Source organism: Georgenia satyanarayanai, assembly GCF_900116375.1.
GTDB lineage: Bacteria > Actinomycetota > Actinomycetes > Actinomycetales > Actinomycetaceae > Oceanitalea > Oceanitalea nanhaiensis.
The window spans coordinates 182,149-199,949 of sequence record NZ_UETB01000005.1 but is presented as its reverse complement, the minus strand read 5'-3'; the positions used below and the strand labels follow the sequence as shown (position 1 = coordinate 199,949).

Annotated in this window: 16 protein-coding genes; all 16 read left to right on the top strand. The window is 74.3% G+C overall.

The window, feature by feature from the left end; all coding sequences use genetic code 11:
• Positions 1–12: 12 nt before the first annotated feature.
• The 16 genes from dhaK (at position 13) to DSZ44_RS09400 (ending at position 17,711) form a co-directional block, all read left to right on the top strand.
• The gene (gene dhaK, locus DSZ44_RS09475) at positions 13–1,014 is read left to right on the top strand and encodes a dihydroxyacetone kinase subunit DhaK (protein WP_110852369.1); all 1,002 of its coding nucleotides are present in this window, start codon (positions 13–15) and stop codon (positions 1,012–1,014) included.
• A 7-nt stretch (positions 1,015–1,021) separates the two neighbouring features.
• Positions 1,022–1,672 carry a dihydroxyacetone kinase subunit DhaL gene (dhaL, locus tag DSZ44_RS09470; protein WP_110852368.1) on the top strand — a complete coding sequence of 217 codons (651 nt, stop codon included), beginning with the start codon at positions 1,022–1,024 and terminating at the stop codon, positions 1,670–1,672.
• On the top strand, positions 1,669–2,352 hold the full coding sequence (gene dhaM / locus DSZ44_RS09465; protein ID WP_110852367.1) for a dihydroxyacetone kinase phosphoryl donor subunit DhaM: 684 nt from the start codon (positions 1,669–1,671) through the stop codon (positions 2,350–2,352). Before dhaL ends, dhaM begins: the two co-directional genes overlap by 4 nt.
• A 108-nt stretch (positions 2,353–2,460) precedes the next feature.
• Positions 2,461–3,570, top strand: a complete 1,110-nt coding sequence (locus DSZ44_RS09460) for an S-(hydroxymethyl)mycothiol dehydrogenase (protein WP_110852366.1) — start codon at positions 2,461–2,463, stop codon at positions 3,568–3,570.
• 114 nt (positions 3,571–3,684) lie between these two features.
• The gene (locus DSZ44_RS09455; RefSeq protein ID WP_110852365.1) at positions 3,685–4,353 is read left to right on the top strand and encodes an MBL fold metallo-hydrolase; all 669 of its coding nucleotides are present in this window, start codon (positions 3,685–3,687) and stop codon (positions 4,351–4,353) included.
• A gap of 36 nt (positions 4,354–4,389) precedes the next feature.
• The gene (locus DSZ44_RS09450) at positions 4,390–5,196 is read left to right on the top strand and encodes an HAD-IIA family hydrolase (protein ID WP_110852364.1); all 807 of its coding nucleotides are present in this window, start codon (positions 4,390–4,392) and stop codon (positions 5,194–5,196) included.
• Entirely contained in the window at positions 5,193–5,603 is a 411-nt protein-coding gene (locus DSZ44_RS09445; protein ID WP_258369374.1) for a DUF4233 domain-containing protein, read from the top strand. The genes DSZ44_RS09450 and DSZ44_RS09445 overlap by 4 nt, the downstream gene beginning before the upstream one ends.
• Before the next feature lie 10 nt (positions 5,604–5,613).
• Positions 5,614–6,036: a nucleoside-diphosphate kinase gene (gene ndk, locus DSZ44_RS09440; protein ID WP_110852363.1), complete on the top strand. Its 423-nt coding sequence runs from the start codon at positions 5,614–5,616 to the stop codon at positions 6,034–6,036.
• 91 nt (positions 6,037–6,127) lie between these two features.
• Positions 6,128–9,682: a chromosome segregation protein SMC gene (gene smc / locus DSZ44_RS09435; protein ID WP_181424589.1), complete on the top strand. Its 3,555-nt coding sequence runs from the start codon at positions 6,128–6,130 to the stop codon at positions 9,680–9,682.
• A gap of 56 nt (positions 9,683–9,738) precedes the next feature.
• Positions 9,739–10,065, top strand: coding sequence for a hypothetical protein (locus tag DSZ44_RS09430; protein WP_110852362.1), 327 nt, complete (start codon positions 9,739–9,741; stop codon positions 10,063–10,065).
• Positions 10,066–10,147: 82 nt separating this feature from the next.
• Positions 10,148–11,311, top strand: a complete 1,164-nt coding sequence (gene ftsY / locus DSZ44_RS09425; RefSeq protein WP_110852361.1) for a signal recognition particle-docking protein FtsY — start codon at positions 10,148–10,150, stop codon at positions 11,309–11,311.
• A gap of 238 nt (positions 11,312–11,549) precedes the next feature.
• A complete protein-coding gene (locus DSZ44_RS09420; protein ID WP_110852360.1) occupies positions 11,550–12,869 on the top strand; it encodes an ammonium transporter in 1,320 nt (439 codons plus the stop codon).
• On the top strand, positions 12,866–13,204 hold the full coding sequence (locus DSZ44_RS09415; protein WP_110852359.1) for a P-II family nitrogen regulator: 339 nt from the start codon (positions 12,866–12,868) through the stop codon (positions 13,202–13,204). The genes DSZ44_RS09420 and DSZ44_RS09415 overlap by 4 nt, the downstream gene beginning before the upstream one ends.
• A 2-nt stretch (positions 13,205–13,206) precedes the next feature.
• Positions 13,207–15,009 (top strand): [protein-PII] uridylyltransferase family protein, encoded by a 1,803-nt coding sequence (locus DSZ44_RS09410; RefSeq protein ID WP_258369372.1) that lies wholly within the window; start codon positions 13,207–13,209, stop codon positions 15,007–15,009.
• A 28-nt stretch (positions 15,010–15,037) separates the two neighbouring features.
• The gene (gene ffh / locus DSZ44_RS09405; RefSeq protein ID WP_110852358.1) at positions 15,038–16,612 is read left to right on the top strand and encodes a signal recognition particle protein; all 1,575 of its coding nucleotides are present in this window, start codon (positions 15,038–15,040) and stop codon (positions 16,610–16,612) included.
• Positions 16,613–16,622: 10 nt separating this feature from the next.
• Complete coding sequence (locus tag DSZ44_RS09400; RefSeq protein ID WP_110852357.1) at positions 16,623–17,711, top strand: amidohydrolase family protein; 1,089 nt, start codon at positions 16,623–16,625, stop codon at positions 17,709–17,711.
• Positions 17,712–17,801: the final 90 nt, after the last annotated feature.

Sequence of the window (17,801 nt, the reverse complement as noted above, 5' to 3'; positions counted from 1 at the left end):
AGGGAGGCTGCAGTGAAGAAGCTCATCAACGACCCCGGTGACGTCGTCACCCAGTCCGTGGCGGGCCTCGTGTCCGCCCACGGGGACGTCCTCACCGCCAGCACGGACCCGCTGTTCGTCTCCCGTGCCGGAGGCGCGGTCAGCGGCAAGGTCGGGCTCGTCTCCGGCGGCGGCAGCGGGCACGAGCCGCTGCACGCGGGTTTCGTCGGCGTCGGCATGCTCGACGCCGCCGTTCCCGGCGCCGTCTTCACCTCACCCAGCCCGGAGCCGATCCTCGCCGCCATGCAGGCCGCCGACGGCGGCGCCGGCGTAATGCAGATCGTCAAGAACTACACCGGCGACGTCCTCAACTTCGAGGTCGCCGCCGAGCTCGGCGAGGCCGAGGGCATGACGGTGCGCAGCGTCCTCGTCGCCGACGACGTCGCCGTGGAGGACTCGACGTGGACGGCCGGGCGCCGCGGCGTCGCCGGCACGCTCGTCGTCGAGAAGATCGCCGGGGCCGCCGCCGAGCGCGGTGACGACCTCGACGCCGTCGTCGCCGTCGCCGAGCGCACCGCCCGGGCGGTGCGGACGATGGGCATCGCCCTGCACGCACCCACCGTGCCCGCCGCGGGCCGCCCGTCCTTCGACCTCGAGGACGACGAGGTCGAGCTCGGCATCGGCATCCACGGCGAGCCCGGCCGCAGCCGCGTCAAGGCCGCCTCCGCCGACGAGACCGCCACACTGCTCCTGGACGCCGTCCTCGCCGACCTCGGTGACGTGTCCGGCCGCGAGGTCCTCCTCCTCGTCAACGGCATGGGCGCCACGCCCGCCCTCGAGCTGTACGTCCTGTACGGCGCCGCCCGGCGCCTGCTGGAGGAGCGCGGCGCGAGCGTCGTGCGCTCGCTCGTCGGCAGCTACGTCACCTCCCTCGACATGGCGGGCGCGAGCATCAGCGTCATGCCGCTGGACGAGGAGCTCATCACGCTGTGGGACGCACCCGCCCACACCGTGGCACTGCGTCAGGGAATGTGAGGACCGCATGGACACGCTCGACACCTCCTGGGTGCTGCGCTGGGCCGAGCTCGCGCAGCAGACCGTCTCCGAGAACCGGATCGCGCTCATGGAGCTGGACCGCGCCATCGGCGACGGCGACCACGGCGACAACCTCGACCGCGGCTTCACCGCCGTGAGCGCCAAGCTCGCCGACGCCGCCCCGGACAGCCCGACGGCGGCGCTCAAGCTCATCGCCACCACCCTCATGTCCACCGTCGGCGGAGCGGCCGGGCCGCTGTACGGCACCGCGTTCCTGCGCGGCGCGACCGCCGTGGGCGACGGCCCGGTCGACGCGTCCGCCGTCGCGGCGCTGCTCAGCGCCGCCGTCGAGGGTGTCATCGCGCGGGGCCGTGCGGAGGCCGGGGACAAGACGATGGTCGACGCGCTGCGCCCGGCCGCCGAGGCTGCCCGCGCCGTGGCCGAGGAGGGGGGTAGCGCTCGCGCCGCCCTCGAGGCCGCCGCCGACGCCGCCGCGGCCGGTGCGGAGGCGACCGAGCCGTTGGTCGCCCGCAAGGGGCGCGCCAGCTACCTCGGGGAGCGGTCGGCCGGACACCGCGACCCGGGCGCCCAGTCCAGCGCCCTCATCCTGCGCGCCGCCGCGGACGCCGCGGCCGACGGAGCGGGAACAGGGCCGTGACGACGGCGATCGTCGTCGTCTCCCACTCCGCGCAGCTGGCCCAGGGGCTGTGCGAGGTCGCGGCCCAGATGGCCCCCGACGTCCGGCTCCGCCCGGCCGGCGGGACCGACGACGGCCGCATCGGCACGAGCTTCGACAAGCTCCTCACGGCGGTCGGCGAGCTGACCGCCGACGGCCCTGACGGCGTCGTCGTCCTCACCGACCTCGGCTCGGCGACGATGACGGCCGAGTCCGTCCTGGAGATGGTCGAGGACGACCGGGTGCTGCTCGCCGACGCGCCGCTCGTCGAGGGCACGGTCGCCGCGGCCGTCGCCGCGCAGGGCGGCGCGGGCCCCGAGGAGGTGCGGCGCGCCGCCGAGGAGGCCGCACTGTCCTTCGCCGCCACGAGCCGGGACGGGCGCGAGGAGCCCGCGCCGGGCGACGACGTCCTCGAGCGGGTCCTCCAGCTGCACAACCCGCTCGGGCTGCACGCCCGGCCTGCCGCGCAGCTGGCCCGCCTCGTCACGAGCTTCGACGCCCGCGTCGAGGTCAACGGCGTGGATGCCACCAGCGTCCTCGCGCTCATCGGGCTCGGGCTGTCCGGCGGGGCGACGATGACGGTCCGGGCCAGCGGCCCGCAGGCCGAGCACGTCCTGGACGCCGTCGCCCAGGTCGTCGACGAGGGCTTCGGGGAGGAGTAGCGCCGCCCGTGGCGGCCGGACCGACCACCCGGCCCGGCGGCCGCGACGTGGTTATGGTGGCGGTAGCGCTCGCCCCGACCGCACCGTCGCCCGAAGGGAACTCACCCGATGCATGAGGTCAAGGCCGTCGTCGTCACGGCGAAGGACGCCCCCGCCACCGTGGAGACCATCCTCGTCCCCGACCCCGGACCGGGGGAGGCGCTCGTCGACGTCATCACGTGCGGGGTGTGCCAGACGGACCTCCACTACAAGGTCGGCGGCGTCAGCGACGACTTCCCCTTCCTCCTCGGGCACGAGGCCTCCGGCGTCGTGTCCGCCGTCGGTGAGGGGGTCACCGAGATCGCCGTCGGGGACCGCGTCATCCTCAACTGGCGCGCCGTGTGCGGGCAGTGCCGCGCGTGCCGCAAGGGCCAGCCCTGGTACTGCTTCGCCACCCACAACGCGCGGCAGAAGATGACCCTGCAGGACGGCACCGAGCTCACCCCGGCGCTCGGCATCGGTGCCTTCGCCGAGAAGACGCTCGTCGCCGCCGGCCAGTGCACGAGGATCGAGGGCGACATCGGCCCCGAGCAGTACGCCGCCCTCGGCCTGCTCGGCTGCGGCGTCATGGCGGGGATCGGCGCCGTCCTCAACACCGGTGCGGTCCAGCGCGGGGAGTCCGTGGCCGTCATCGGCTGCGGCGGGGTCGGCACGGCCGCGGTCGCCGGGGCCGTGCTCGCCGGGGCGACGACGATCATCGCCGTCGACCTCGACGACGAGAAGCTCGCCACCGCCCGCCGCTTCGGCGCCACCCACACCGTCAACTCCCGCGAGCAGGACCCGGTCGAGGCGATCCGGGAGCTCACCGGCGGGTTCGGCGCGGACGTCGTCGTCGACGCCGTCGGGGTCGCCGCCACCTTCGCCCAGGCCTTCGAGGCACGTGACCTCGCCGGCCGCGTCGTCCTCGTCGGCGTGCCCGACCCGGGCACCACGTGGGAGATCCCGCTGGACCAGGTCTTCGGGCGCGGCGGGGCGATCAAGTCCGCGTGGTACGGCGACACGCTGCCCTCGCGCGACTTCCCCATGCTCGTGGAGCAGTACCGCCTGGGCCGCCTCGACCTCGACGGCTTCGTCACCGAGCGCATCGGCATCGACGATGTCGAGCCCGCCTTCGACAAGATGAGCGCGGGCAAGGTGCTGCGCTCCGTCGTCGAGATCAACGATCCCCCCGCCTCCTGACCCGCCCCCACCCCCCCCCTTACCGCCGACAGCGCACTTACCGCCGACAGCCTTCCCCCTAGCGCCGACAGCTGACTTGTTACCGGCCGTCACCGACCCGATGGGAGCCACCCGATGACCACCCCCGTGCGCACCGACAGCACCGGCCGCGTCCGCGTCGAGAACCTCGTGACGAGCGGGACGTTCTCCCTGGACGGCGGGACCTGGGACGTCGACAACAACGTGTGGATCGTGGGCGACGACGCCGAGTGCGTCGTCATCGACCCCGCCCACGATGCGGCCGCCGTCGTCGAGGCGGTCGCCGGCCGGCGTGTCGTCGCCGTCCTGCTCACCCACGGGCACGACGACCACATCCGGGCCGTGCGCGACGTCGCCGCCCAGGTGGGCGCTCCGGTCCACCTCAACCCGGCCGACACCATGCTGTGGGAGCAGGTGTACCCCGGCACGACGGCGGACGAGGAGATCGTCGACGGGAAGGAGACCACCGTCGCCGGCGTCACGCTGACCGCCCTGCACACCCCCGGCCACTCGCCCGGCTCGACGTGCTTCCACGCACCGGACCTGGGGGAGGGCGGCGTGCTCTTCTCCGGGGACACGCTCTTCAGCGGTGGCCCGGGCGCGACCGGTCGCTCCTACTCCGACTTCCCCACGATCATCGAGTCGATCCGCGAGCGGATCCTCACCCTGCCCGGGTCCACCGAGGTGCTCACTGGCCACGGGGACGCGACGTCGGTGGGCGCCGAGAAGCCGCACCTGCAGGAGTGGGTCGACCGCGGCCACTGAGGCTGCCGGCGCGGCACGTAGGGCACGATAGGGGCCATGAGCGAGATGAAGCCCGTCGAGAGCTGGTTGACCGACATGGACGGCGTGCTCGTCCACGAGCAGCAGGCCATCCCCGGGGCCGCCGAGTTCATCCAGACCCTCATCGACTCCGGGCGGCGCTTCCTCGTCCTGACGAACAACTCGATCTTCACCCCGCGCGACCTGCGGGCGCGGCTGCGCGCCGGCGGCATCGACATCCCCGAGGACGCGATCTGGACCTCGGCGATGGCCGCCGCGCAGTTCCTCGACGGCCAGCGCCGCGGCGGCAGCGCCTACGTCGTCGGCGAGGCGGGGCTCACCACCGCGCTGCACGACATCGGCTACACGATGACCGACACCGACCCCGACTACGTCGTCCTCGGGGAGACCCGCACCTACTCCTTCGAGGCGATCACCCGCGCGATCCGGCTCATCGAGGCCGGCGCCCGGTTCATCGCGACCAACCCCGACCCCTCCGGCCCCTCCCAGGAGGGCACGCTGCCGGCCACGGGAGCGGTGGCCGCCCTCATCACCCGGGCCACCGGCGTCGAGCCCTACTTCGTCGGCAAGCCCAACCCGCTCATGATGCGCAGCGCGCTCAACCGGATCGACGCCCACTCCGAGTCCACCGTGATGATCGGGGACCGGATGGACACCGACGTCATCTCCGGCCTCGAGGCCGGCATGCGCACCATCCTCGTCCTGTCCGGCTCCACCCGCCCCGAGCAGGTCGACCGCTTCCCCTACGTGCCCAGCCGGGTGGTCGACTCCATCGCCGACGTCATCCCGCTCGTGGCCGAGTACGGCCAGCAGGCGGAGCAGTGAGCCGCCGCCCCAGGCGCAGCGCCCGGGCGCTGTTCACCGCGACCCTCCTCCTCAGCGAGGCGATGGTCGTCCTCTTCGCCGGCCTCGTCGCCTACGGCCTGCGGCTGGCGCCGGTCCGCGAGATCGTCCTCGGCGGAGCGGTGCTCGCGCTGTGGTCGGTCGTGGCCGGCGCGCTCGTGCGGCGGGGGACGGTCGGGTACGTGCTCGGCTCGGTGCTCCAGGTCGCGCTCATCGCCACCGGCCTCGTTGTGCCGATGATGTTCGCCGTCGGCGGCATCTTCGCGGTGCTGTGGCTCGTGTCGCTGCGCGTCGGCGGGCAGATCGACGCGGAGCGCGTCGTGCGCGAGGACGCCGAGCGCGAGTACGAGCAGCGCCACGGCGCGGGGGACGCCGCAGCGGCCGGGTAGGGTCGGTCGCGTGACTACCGAACGCACCCTCGTCCTCATCAAGCCCGACGGCGTCCAGCGCTCCCTCGTCGGGGAGGTCCTGCGCCGCATCGAGGCCAAGGGCTACCGCATCGTCGCCCTCGAGATGCGCAGCGCCGACGCCGAGCTCCTCGGCGAGCACTACGCCGAGCACCGTGGGCGCCCGCACTTCGAGCCGCTCCTCGAGTTCATGGGCTCCGGCCCGCTCGTCGCCGCCGTCGTCGAGGGCAACCGCGTCATCGAGGGCTTCCGCTCCCTCGCCGGTACCACCGAGCCGACGACGGCGGCCCCCGGCACCATCCGCGGCGACCTCGCCCGCGCCTGGGACACCCAGGTGATCCAGAACCTCGTCCACGGCTCCGACTCCGAGGAGTCGGCCCAGCGCGAGATCGCCCTCTGGTTCCCGGCTCTCTGACTCGTCTTCCGCCGAGAGCTGAGATGTTCCCCGGAACATCTCAGCTCTCGGCGTCATGGGGGGTGGGGGCGCGGGCCGTTAGGCTGCAGCCGTGCATCTCAAGACGCTGACGCTGCGGGGGTTCAAGTCCTTCGCGTCGGCGACGACCCTCCACCTGGAGCCGGGGATCACCTGCGTGGTGGGTCCCAACGGCTCGGGCAAGTCCAACGTCGTCGACGCCCTGTCCTGGGTGATGGGGGAGCAGGGCGCCAAGTCCCTGCGCGGCGGCTCGATGTCCGACGTTATCTTCGCCGGCACCTCCTCGCGCGCACCGCTCGGCCGGGCCGAGGTCTCCCTCACGATCGACAACTCCGACGGGCTGCTGCCCATCGACTACTCCGAGGTGACGATCTCGCGCACCCTCTTCCGGGGCGGCGGCTCGGAGTACGCGATCAACGGCGAGTCCTGCCGGCTCCTCGACATCCAGGAGCTCCTCTCCGACACCGGCATGGGCCGGGAGATGCACGTCATCGTCGGGCAGGGGCAGCTCGACGCCGTCCTGTCCGCCGGCCCCGAGGAGCGCCGCGGCTTCATCGAGGAGGCCGCCGGCGTCCTCAAGCACCGCCGCCGCAAGGAGAAGGCGCTGCGCAAGCTCGAGGCGATGCGCGCCAACGTCGACCGCGTCACCGACCTGTCCACCGAGATCCGCCGCCAGCTCGGCCCGCTCGCCAAGCAGGCCGACGTCGCCCGCCGCGCCCAGGTCATCCAGGCCGACCTGCGCGACTCCAGGGCCCGGCTGCTGGCCGACGACCTCGTCCAGCTCACCGCGACCCTCCAGCGGGAGGTCGCCGACGAGACCGCCCTGCGGGAGCGGCGCACCGCCGTCGAGGCCGCCGCCGACTCCGCCCGCAGCAGGCTCGCCGCCCTGGAGGCGCAGGCCGCGGCCGCCGCACCGCTCCTGCGGGAGGCGACGGACACCTGGCACTCCCTGTCCGGGCTGCGTGAGCGGCTGCGCGGCCTGCACTCGCTGGCCGCCGAGCGCACCCGCCTGCTCGGCGCCCCCACCCAGGAGCACCGCGGCACCGACCCCGAGGAGCTCGACGCCCGCGCCGCCCGCGCCCGCGAGGAGGAGCAGGCCCTCGCCGCAGAGGTCGAGACCGCCCGCGCAGCCCGCGACGCCGTCGTGGCCGAGCGCACCCGCCTGGAGGAGGCCGAGCGGGAGGCCGAGCGGGCCCTGGCCGCCGTCCACCGCGGTGTGGCCGACCGCCGCGAGGGGCTCGCCCGGCTCACCGGCCAGGTCGCTGCCCGCCGCAGCGCCGCCGAGGCCGCCCAGGCGGAGATCGGGCGCCTGCGCGCCGGCCTCGCCGAGGCCGAGGAGCGCAGCCGCCACGCCCAGGCCGAATTCACCGCGCTCGAGCAGCAGGTCGCCGGTGAGGAGGAGGGCGAGGAGGGCCTGGACGAGGCCCACGAGGAGGCCCTGGAGGAGCTCGACGCCGCCGAGGCCGCCCTCGCCGCGCTCCTCGAGGAGGAGCGCACCGCGGAGGGGGAGCGCCGCACCTGGCAGACCCGCCGCGACACCCTCGAGCTCTCCCTCGCCCGCAAGGACGGCACCGGCGCGCTCCTCGAGGCCGCCGACCGGCTCGCCGGCCTGCGCGGCTCCCTCCCGGACGCGCTGAGCGTCGAGCACGGCTACGAGACGGCCGTTGCCGCCGTCCTCGGGGCCCACACGGACGCCGCGGTCGTCGAGTCCACCGACGTCGCCGTCGACGCCATCCGCCGCGCCCGCGACGAGGACCTCGGCCAGGTGCGCCTCGTCGTCGCCGGCGCCCCCGGCCAGGACGACGACGGCGCCGCCCCGGCCGGCGGGCGCTGGGCCCGCGACGTCGTCACCGCCGACGGCGAGCTCTCCGGTGCCGTCGCCACCCTCCTGGCCGGCGCCGTCGTCGTCGACGACCTTGCCGCCGCACGCGCCGCCGTGGCGGCCGCCGACGTCGTCGCCGTCACCCGCGACGGCGACGTGCTCTCGCGGGCGAAGGCCGCCGGGGGCACGAGCGCCGGCCCGAGCGTCCTCGAGCTGCACGCCGCCCACGAGGAGGCGGTGGCCGAGGCCGACGCCGCGACCGCCCGCGCCGAGCAGGCCCGGTTCGGACTCGTCGCCGCCCGCGACCGCGTCTCCCGTGCCCAGGAGTCCGTCGACGCGACCCTCGCCGCCCTGCACGCCTCGGACGCCAGGCTCGCCGGCGTGGCCGAACAGCTGGGCCGCCTCGGGTCCGCCGCCCGCTCCGCGGAGGCCGAGGCCGAGCGCCTCCGTCCCGCCATCGCCGAGCTCGTCGCCAAGGGCGAGGAGCACGAGCGCCAGCTCGCCGAGCTCCTCACCCGCCTCGAGGTCGCCCAGCAGGAGCCCGAGCGCACCGAGGAGGACCTCACGGCGGCGACGGCGGAGCGGGACCGTGCTGCCGGGGAGGCCCGGGCGGCCCGCGCCCGCGAGACCGAGGCGCGCCTGGCGCTGCGGACCGTCGAGGAGCGGGCCGGGGCACTGTCGGGCCGGGCCGCCTCCCTCGAGCGGGCGGCCGAGGCGGAGCGTGTGGCGCGCCGCAAGGCCGCCGAGCGCGAGCAGCGCCGCGCCCGGCAGGCCGAGACCGCCGCACTCGTGCGCGCCGGTGCCGAGCAGGCGCTCGGCGTCGTCGAGCGCTCCCTCGCCGCCGCCGCGGACGCCCGCGAGGAGGCCGAGGAGGCACGCGGCGCCCGCGAGCGTGAGATCGCCCAGGTGCGCGGGGAGGTCGAGGAGGCCACCGCCGAGCTCGCCCGGCTCACCGACGCCGTCCACCGCGACGAGGTCGCCCGCACCGAGCAGCGGCTGCGCATCAGCCAGCTCGAGGAGCGCTCGGTGAGCGAGCTGGGCCTGGACCCGGAGGTGCTCGTCGAGGAGTACGGGCCCCACCAGCCGGTGCCCGTCGTCGTGCCCGAGGGGGAGGAGCCGCGCGACCCCGTCCCCTACGTCCGCGAGGAGCAGGACAAGCGCCGCAAGCGCGCCGAACGCGACCTCGCGCGCCTCGGCAGGGTCAACCCGCTGGCCCTGGAGGAGCACGCGGCGCTCGCCGAGCGGCACCGGTTCCTCACCGAGCAGCTCGCCGACCTCAAGAAGTCCCGCGCCGACCTCATGGAGATCGTCCGGGAGATCGACGAGCGTGTGGAGCGGGTCTTCGCGGAGGCCTACGCCGACACCGCCGCCGCCTTCGACGACGTCTTCGCCCGGCTGTTCCCCGGCGGCGAGGGCCGGCTCGTCCTCACCGACCCCGAGGACATGCTCACCACGGGCATCGAGATCGAGGCGCGGCCCGCCGGCAAGAAGGTCAAGCGGCTCTCCCTCCTGTCCGGCGGGGAACGCTCCCTCACGGCCGTCGCCCTCCTCGTGGCGATCTTCAAGGCCCGGCCCAGCCCGTTCTACGTCATGGACGAGGTCGAGGCGGCGCTGGACGACACGAACCTCGGCCGGCTCCTGGAGATCTTCACCGAGCTGCGCGAGGACTCCCAGCTCATCGTCATCACCCACCAGAAGCGGACGATGGAGGTCGCCGACGCCCTGTACGGCGTCACCATGCGCGGTGACGGCGTCACCACCGTCATCAGCCAGCGCCTGGTCGAGGAGGAGCGTGCGGGCGTCTGAGGCACGCCCGCGAAAGGGGTAGCACAAATCGCCCCTGCATGGGTGATAATGGGCCCATGACGGGGGCGATCCTGGTGACCACGCTCGCGGTGCTGTGCGCCGCGGGGATCTTCGTTGCCGTCCTCACGGCCCAGCGCCCCGAGGAGGGCTGGGGCACGTGGCTGCGTGACACGGTCCGCGCCTGGCGGCGCGAGGACTTCACGTGGGCCGACGAGGTCGACGAGGAGGACGCCGGCGGGCTCGGCACGCTGTACCTCATGAGCGAGCCGGGCAACGCCTACACCTCCGCCGAGGAGCTCGCCGGGCGGCTGCGTGACTTCCGCGAGCACGCCCCCGTCCTCGCCGACCGCGGCGAGGGTCGCCCCGCCGAGGCGCCCGCCTGACCCAGGCCCAGCGGGCGGCCCCGGTCCCCGCCTCGCCCGCCCGGTGGCCCTGCCACCGTCCCGTGGTCCAGACTTGGCTGTTGTGACCGATCAGCTCTGGGCAGTCCTTGCCGTCGTCCTCGTCGTCCTCGCCGGCGGAACCGCCGCCCTCACCGCGGGCGTGCGCCGCCGTCGTCCACCCGCGCTGCCGGACGAGCAGCCCGCCGCGCCTGTCGCCACCGCCGACGCGCCGGTCGACACCCTGCCTCCGGACGTGGACGACACCGACGTCGTCGTCGAGGAGCCGTCCGCCGTCGAGGCCGAGCGGCCCGCGCCCGTCGCCGGGCGGATGGTGCGCCTGCGCGAGCGGCTGTCCCGCTCGGGCGCCATCGGCCGCTCGCTGCTGTCGATCCTCTCCCGTGAGTCGCTCACCGAGGAGGACTGGGAGGAGATCGAGGAGACCCTCCTGCTCGCCGACGTCGGCATCGGCCCCACGACCGAGCTCATGGACCGGCTGCGCACCCGCGTGCAGGTCCTCGGCACCAAGGACGCCGCCTCGGTGCGCGAGATCCTGCGCGAGGAGCTCCTCCAGCTCGTCGACCCCGCGATGGACCGCTCGCTACGCACGACCAAGGGCGTGGGCGACGACGGCGAGCAGCACCCGGCCACGATCCTCGTCGTCGGCGTCAACGGGACAGGCAAGACGACGACGGTGGGCAAGCTCGCCCGCGTCCTCGTCGCCGAAGACCTCGAGGTCGTCCTCGGCGCCGCCGACACCTTCCGCGCCGCGGCCGCCGACCAGCTGCAGACCTGGGGCGAGCGCGTGGGGGTCACCACCGTGCGCTCGGACCGTGAGGGCGCCGACCCGGCCGCCGTCGCCTTCGACGCCGTCCAGGCCGGACGGACCGCCGGCGCGGACGTCGTCCTCGTCGACACCGCGGGGCGCCTGCAGAACAAGGCCGACCTCATGGGTGAGCTCGGCAAGATCAAGCGCGTCATCTCCCGGCAGGCGCCGGTGAGCGAGGTCCTCCTCGTCCTGGACGCGACCACCGGCCAGAACGGCCTGCGCCAGGCCCAGGTCTTCGCCGAGGTCGTCGACGTCACCGGCATCGTCCTCACCAAGCTCGACGGCACCGCCAAGGGCGGGATCGTCGTCGCCGTCCAGCGCGAGCTCGGTGTCCCGGTCAAGCTCGTGGGGCTGGGGGAGGGCGCTGACGACCTCGCCCCCTTCGTCGCCGAGGACTTCGTCGAGGCGCTCCTCTCGTAGGCACCCCACCACCGCACTGTGCGCCCCTTCGGCACGCTGTGCGCCCGTTCGAACGGGCGCACAGTGGGCACAGAGGGCGCATGGTGCGGGGGTGGTCGCCGGCGGCGGGGAAACATGCCCGTCACACGACGGCGAAGAACGTCACCCGGTCGAAACATTGCCGCGCCGTGCCTGAAACATGGTGCGAGCAGGGTGGTCCTCAGCCGGCCGCAAGGAGCCGGGATCGAGAGGACCACCCATGGAGCTCGACAGCGGCATCACCGCGTGGATGCTGGTCTCAGCATCGCTCGTGCTGCTCATGACACCCGGGCTGGCGCTGTTCTACGGCGGTATGACCCGGTCCAAGTCCGTACTCAACATGATGATGATGTCCTTCGGGGCGATGGGCGTCATCGGAGTCATCTACGTGCTGTGGGGCTGGTCGATGTCCTACGGCAGCCAGAGCATCGGCGGATTCTTCGCCAACCCCTTCGAGATGTTCGGCCTCGACGGCGCGATCCTCGACGAGTCCGGGGAGTTCGTCCTCGACGGCGGACTGCCCGTCATCGTCGACGTCGGCTTCCAGGTCACCTTCGCCATCATCACGACCGCCCTCATCAGCGGCGCCCTGGCCGAGCGCGTGAAGTTCGGCACCTGGATGGTGTTCACCGGCCTGTGGGTCACCCTCGCCTACTTCCCCATGGCCCACATGGTCTGGGGCGGCGGCCTCCTCAGCGGTGACGGCCCCTTCGCCTCGATCGCCGAGCCGATCGACTTCGCCGGCGGCACCGTCGTCCACATCAACGCCGGCGTCGCGGCCCTCGTGCTCGCGATCGTCGTCGGCAAGCGCCGCGGTTTCGGGCGCACCCCCAGCCGCCCCCACAACCTCCCCTTCGTCATGCTCGGCGCGGCCCTCCTGTGGTTCGGCTGGTTCGGCTTCAACGCGGGCTCCGCCTACGCGGCCGACGGCCTCGCCGGCCTGGCCTGGGTCAACACCACGACCTGCGCCGCCGCCGCCATCATCGGCTGGCTCGTCGTCGAGAAGCTGCGTGACGGGCACGCCACCTCCCTCGGTGCCGCCTCCGGCATCGTCGCGGGCCTCGTCGCCATCACCCCGGCCGCCGGTGCGCTCAGCCCCGTCGGCGCCATCGTCCTGGGCCTCCTCGCCGGTGGGCTGTGCGCCCTCGCGGTCTCCCTCAAGTACCGCTTCGGCTACGACGACTCCCTCGACGTCGTCGGCGTCCACCTCGTCGGTGGCCTCGTCGGCACCGTGATGATCGGCTTCCTCGCCACCGACGGTGGCCTGTTCTACGGCGGCGGCCTCAACCTCCTCGCCGTCCAGGTCATCATCGCCGTCGTCGCGATGGTCCTGTCCGCCGTCGTCACCCTCGTCATCGCCCTCGCCCTCAAGGCGACGCTGGGCTGGCGGGTGGCCGAGGACGTCGAGACGATCGGCATCGACTCCGCCGTCCACGGCGAGTCCGCCTACGAGGGCCTGGGCAGCGGCCTGGCCGCCACCCTCCCGCCCCGCGAGGGCGCTCCCACCACCGTCAGCAGCGAAGAGAAGGTCGGGTCATGAAGCTCATCACCGCAGTCGTCCAGCCGCACCGGCTGACCGAGGTCAAGCAGGCCCTCACGAGCGTGGGGGTGCGCGGGATGACGGTCTCCGAGGCCAGCGGCTACGGACGCCAGCACGGGCACACCGAGGTCTACCGCGGCGCCGAGTACGCCGTCGACCTCGTGCCCAAGGTCCGCATCGAGGTCCTCGTCGACGACCACGACGTCACCGTCGTCACCGGCGCGATCGTCCAGGCCGCCCAGACCGGGCGCATCGGCGACGGCAAGGTGTGGGTCTCTCCCGTCGAGGAGGTCGTGCGGGTCCGCACGGGCGACCGCGGCGCCGTCGCGGTCTGACCGTGGGCCGCGCGCACACCGTCGACGACCTGCGCGCGGCCCGGCTCGCCCTCCCGCTGCCCGTCCCGGCCCAGGCCGGGGCGGGCAGCGGTCGTGCGACGGCCGGCACCCGGTACCGCGCCGAGCTCTCCGGCCTCGTCGACGCCGCCCTCGCCGGGCTGTGGGACGCCGCGGTCCCGGACACGCCGACCGGCCTCGCGCTCGCCGTCGTCGGGTCGCAGGGGCGGCGCGACGCCGGACCGACGAGCGACCTCGACGTCGTCCTCCTCCACGACGGGCGCCACCACGACGCCGCGGCCGTCGCGCCGCTGGCGCAGGCGCTGTGGTACCCGCTGTGGGACTCCGGCCTCGACGTCGACCACGCCGTGCGCAGCCTGGCCGGGTGCCGCCAGGTCGCCTCCGACGACCTCGTCTCCGCCGTCGGTCTGCTCGACATCCGGCACGTGGCCGGGGACACCGACGTCGTCGCCCGTGCCCGGAGCGCCGTGCTCGCCGACTGGCGGTCCGCGGCCCGCCGTCGCCTGCCGGAGCTGCTCGGCTCGGTGCGTGAGCGCGGGGAGCGGCACGGCGAGCTCGCCTACCTCGTCGAGCCGGACCTCAAGGAGGCCCGCGGCGGGCTGCGCGACGTCGTCGTCCTGCGGGCGCTCGCCGCCACCTGGCTCGCCGACCGGCCCCACGGCGAGGTCGACGACGCCGCCGGGTTCCTCCTCGACGTGCGCGACGCCGTCGCCGTCGTGACCGGCCGCCGCACCACGCGGCTGCTGCGCGCCGACACGCCCGACGTCGCGGCGCGGCTCGGCCTGGACGGCCCGGACGCGCTGCTCGCCGAGCTGGCCCAGGCCGCCCGTGTCGTCACCGCCGCGCTCGACCTCACCGTCCGCCGCGCCCGCCAGGCGCTGCGCCGGACCGCGCTGCTGCGCCGCGGCCCGACGGTGGTGCGCGGACGGCGCGTGGCCCCCCGGCTGCGTCACGTCGCGGCGGGGCTGGCCGAGCACGACGGCGAGCTCGTCCTCGCGACCGATGCCGATGTCGAGCAGGACACCGGCCTCACGCTGCGCGCGGCGGCCGCCGCGGCGAGGACCGGTCTGCCGCTGTCACCGGTCACCCTCGAGAGCCTCCGGCGGGCGCCAGCGCCGCCGGTCCCCTGGCCGGAGAGCGCCCGGTCGGACCTCCTCGAGCTGCTCGCCTCCGGCCTCGCGCAGATCCCCGTGTGGGAGGCGCTGGACCTGGCCGGCGTGGTGACGCAGTGGATCGGGGAGTGGCGGGACGTGCGCAACCGTCCCCAGCGGTCGCCGGTGCACCGGCACACCGTCGACCGGCACCTCGTCCAGACCGCCGCCAACGCCGCCGAGCTGCTGCGCGACCGCGCCCCGCGTCTGACGGAGGCGGCCCGGACGACACTCCTGCTGGCGGCGCTCCTCCACGACATCGGCAAGGTCGACGGCGCGGCGGACCACTCGCGAGAGGGGGAGCGGCGGGCCGCGGTCGTCGTCGCGCGGCTCGGGCTGCCCTCCCCGGTCGCGACGACGGTCACCCTCCTCGTGCGTGAGCACCTCACGCTCGCCACCCTCGCCACGACGCGCGACCCGGCGGACCCGGAGGTCGCGGAGGAGCTGCTCGCCGCCGTCGGGCACCGTCCCGTCACCCTCGAGCTCCTCGCGCTGCTCACCGAGGCCGACGCGAGCGCGGCGGGCCCTGTCGCGTGGACGCCGTGGCGTGCCCGGCTGGTCGGTGAGCTCCTCGCGCGGGGCCGTGAGCGGCTGCGGCACGCGCCGTCGGTGCCGCCAAGTACCCTGGAGCTCTGACCGGACCCAACGAGCACGAGGAACGTCCTTGTTCGCCAGCCTCTCCGACCGCCTGACAGCCACCTTCCGCAACCTGCGCGGCAAGGGCCGGCTGTCCGAGCAGGACATCACCACCACCGTCTCCGAGATCCGGCGCGCCCTCCTCGAGGCGGACGTCGCCCTGCCGGTGGTGCGCGAGTTCACCGCCGCCGTGCGCGAGCGGGCGCTCGGCGCCGAGGTCTCCAGCGCCCTCAACCCGGGCCAGCAGATCGTCAAGATCGTCAACTCCGAGCTCGTCGAGATCCTCGGTGGCCAGGCCCGTGACCTGCGCTTCGCCAAGCGTCCGCCCACGGTCATCATGCTCGCCGGCCTCCAGGGCGCCGGTAAGACCACCCTCGCCGGGAAGCTCGCGAAGTGGCTCAAGGACCAGGGCCAGACCCCCCTCCTCGTCGCCTCCGACCTCCAGCGCCCCAACGCCGTCACCCAGCTGCAGGTGGTCGGCGAGCGGGCCGGCGTGCCGGTGTGGGCGCCCGAGCCGGGCAACGGCGTCGGTGACCCCATCGAGGTGGCGCGCTCGGGCCTGGCCCACGCGCAGGACAAGCTCTACTCCGTCGTCATCGTCGACACCGCCGGCCGTCTCGGCGTCGACAGCGAGATGATGGCGCAGGCCGCGGCCATCAAGGACGTCGTCCAGCCCGACGAGACCCTCTTCGTCCTCGACGCGATGATCGGCCAGGACGCCGTCGCGACGGCGCAGGCCTTCCAGGAGGGCGTCGACTTCACCGGCGTCGTCCTCACCAAGCTCGACGGCGACGCCCGCGGTGGCGCCGCGCTCTCCGTCGCGAAGGTCACCGGCCGGCCCGTCCTCTTCGCCTCCACCGGTGAGAAGCTCACCGACTTCGAGCGCTTCCACGCCGACCGGATGGCCTCGCGCATCCTCGACATGGGCGACATCCTCACGCTCATCGAGCAGGCCGAGCGTGCGTTCGACCAGGACGAGGCCGAGCGGATGGCGGCCAAGGTCGCCGGCGGCGAGGACTTCACGCTGCAGGACTTCCTCGACCAGATGCAGCAGCTCAAGAAGATGGGCTCGATGAAGAAGGTGCTCGGGATGCTCCCGGGCGCCGGCCAGATGCGCGAGGCCCTGGAGAACTTCGACGAGCGCGAGGTCGACCGCATCGAGGCGATGGTCCGCTCGATGACGCCCCAGGAGCGGGCGAACCCGAAGATCATCAACGGCTCCCGCCGCTCGCGCATCGCCCGCGGCTCGGGCACGACCGTCACCGAGATCAACCAGCTCATGGAGCGCTTCGAGCAGGCGAAGACGATGATGCGGCAGATGGCCCGTTCCGGCGGGAAGATGCCCCCCGGCGGCTTCGGTCCCGGCGGCCTGCCCGGCGGCGGCAAGAAGTCCAAGGGACGCATGGCGCCCCCGCCGAAGAAGGGCAAGAAGGGCAAGTCCGGCAACCCGGCCAAGCGTGCCAAGCAGGAGGCCGAGGCGCTGCGCAAGGCCGCCGAACAGCCCGCCGCGCCCACCGGGTCCTCCTTCGGTCTCGGGGGCGGCGCCGGGGCGGACCCGGACGCCGTGCCCGACCTCGAGGACCTGCAGAAGTACCTGCGCTGACGGGAGTGGGATGGGCCAGCCGCTGCACCTGACCGGGACGATCGTCGTCGGCGACACCGCCGAGCTCGACGAGTGCTGGGTGGTCGACGGCCGCCTCACGCTCGAGCCGCCGGCCGGGCCGGCACGCGAGGTCGAGGGCTGGGTGCTGCCCGGGCTCGTCGACGTGCACTGCCACATCGGGCTCGGTCCCGAGGGGGCGGTGAGCGTGGAGGAGGCCGAGGTCCAGGCCAAGGCCGACCGCGACGCCGGCACGCTCCTCGTCCGTGACGCCGGCTCACCGCAGGACAACCGGTGGGTCCAGCAGCGGACCGACCTGCCCAGGCTCATCCGTGCCGGCCACCACCTCGCGCGGCCCAAGAGGTACCTGCGCCACTACGGGCGCGAGCTCGACGACGTCGCCCGGCTCCCGCAGGCGATGGCGGAGGAGGCCGCCTACGGGGACGGCTGGGTGAAGGTCGTCGCCGACTGGATCGACCGGTCCGAGGGTGTCGACTCCGACCTGCGCCCGCTGTGGCCCGCCGACGTCCTCGCCGAGGGCGTCGCGGCCGCCCACGAGGCGGGCGCCAAGGTCACCGCCCACGCCTTCTCCCGCGAGGTGGTCGACGACCTCCTCGACGCCGGCATCGACGGCATCGAGCACGGGACCGGGATGACGGCGGACCACATCGCCGAGGCCGCCCGCCGCCGCATACCCGTCACCCCGACCCTGCTCCAGGTGGCCCACTTCGCGGACTTCGCCGAGCTGGCCGCTACCAAGTACCCCGTGTACGCCGCGCGCATGCGCGCGATGCACGAGCGCCGCCACGAGCAGGTGCGTGCCTTCCACGAGGCCGGCGTGCCGCTGCTCATGGGCTCCGACGCCGGAGGCACCATCGTGCACGGGTCGCTGCCCGCCGAGCTCGTCGAGGTCGTGCGGGCCGGCGTCCCCGCGCTCGACGTCGTCGCCGCCGCCAGCTGGCGAGCGCGTGACCTGCTGGGTGTGCCCGGCATCCGGGAGGGTGCACCGGCCGACGTCGTCGTCTACGCCGAGGACCCCCGCGAGGACGTCTCCGTCCTCGCGGACCCGCGCGCCGTCGTCCTGCGCGGCGAGCTGTTCTGAGGGCCGGGCGCCCTACCGCAGCGCATCCAGCAGGAGTACCGTTCCGGCCAGGTGCGCGGTCGCACGGCCGGTGGGCCGCGCGGACCAACG

Excerpts from the sequence above, each read along its gene's own strand:
- DSZ44_RS09460 (WP_110852366.1), top strand. The coding sequence starts at position 2,461 with ATGCATGAGGTCAAGGCCGTCGTCGTCACGGCGAAGGACGCCCCCGCC.
- DSZ44_RS09420 (WP_110852360.1), top strand. The coding sequence starts at position 11,550 with ATGGAGCTCGACAGCGGCATCACCGCGTGGATGCTGGTCTCAGCATCG.
- DSZ44_RS09455 (WP_110852365.1), top strand. The coding sequence starts at position 3,685 with ATGACCACCCCCGTGCGCACCGACAGCACCGGCCGCGTCCGCGTCGAG.
- DSZ44_RS09415 (WP_110852359.1), top strand. The coding sequence starts at position 12,866 with ATGAAGCTCATCACCGCAGTCGTCCAGCCGCACCGGCTGACCGAGGTC.
- DSZ44_RS09400 (WP_110852357.1), top strand. The coding sequence starts at position 16,623 with ATGGGCCAGCCGCTGCACCTGACCGGGACGATCGTCGTCGGCGACACC.
- dhaL (WP_110852368.1), top strand. The coding sequence starts at position 1,022 with ATGGACACGCTCGACACCTCCTGGGTGCTGCGCTGGGCCGAGCTCGCG.
- DSZ44_RS09430 (WP_110852362.1), top strand. The coding sequence starts at position 9,739 with ATGACGGGGGCGATCCTGGTGACCACGCTCGCGGTGCTGTGCGCCGCG.
- DSZ44_RS09450 (WP_110852364.1), top strand. The coding sequence starts at position 4,390 with ATGAGCGAGATGAAGCCCGTCGAGAGCTGGTTGACCGACATGGACGGC.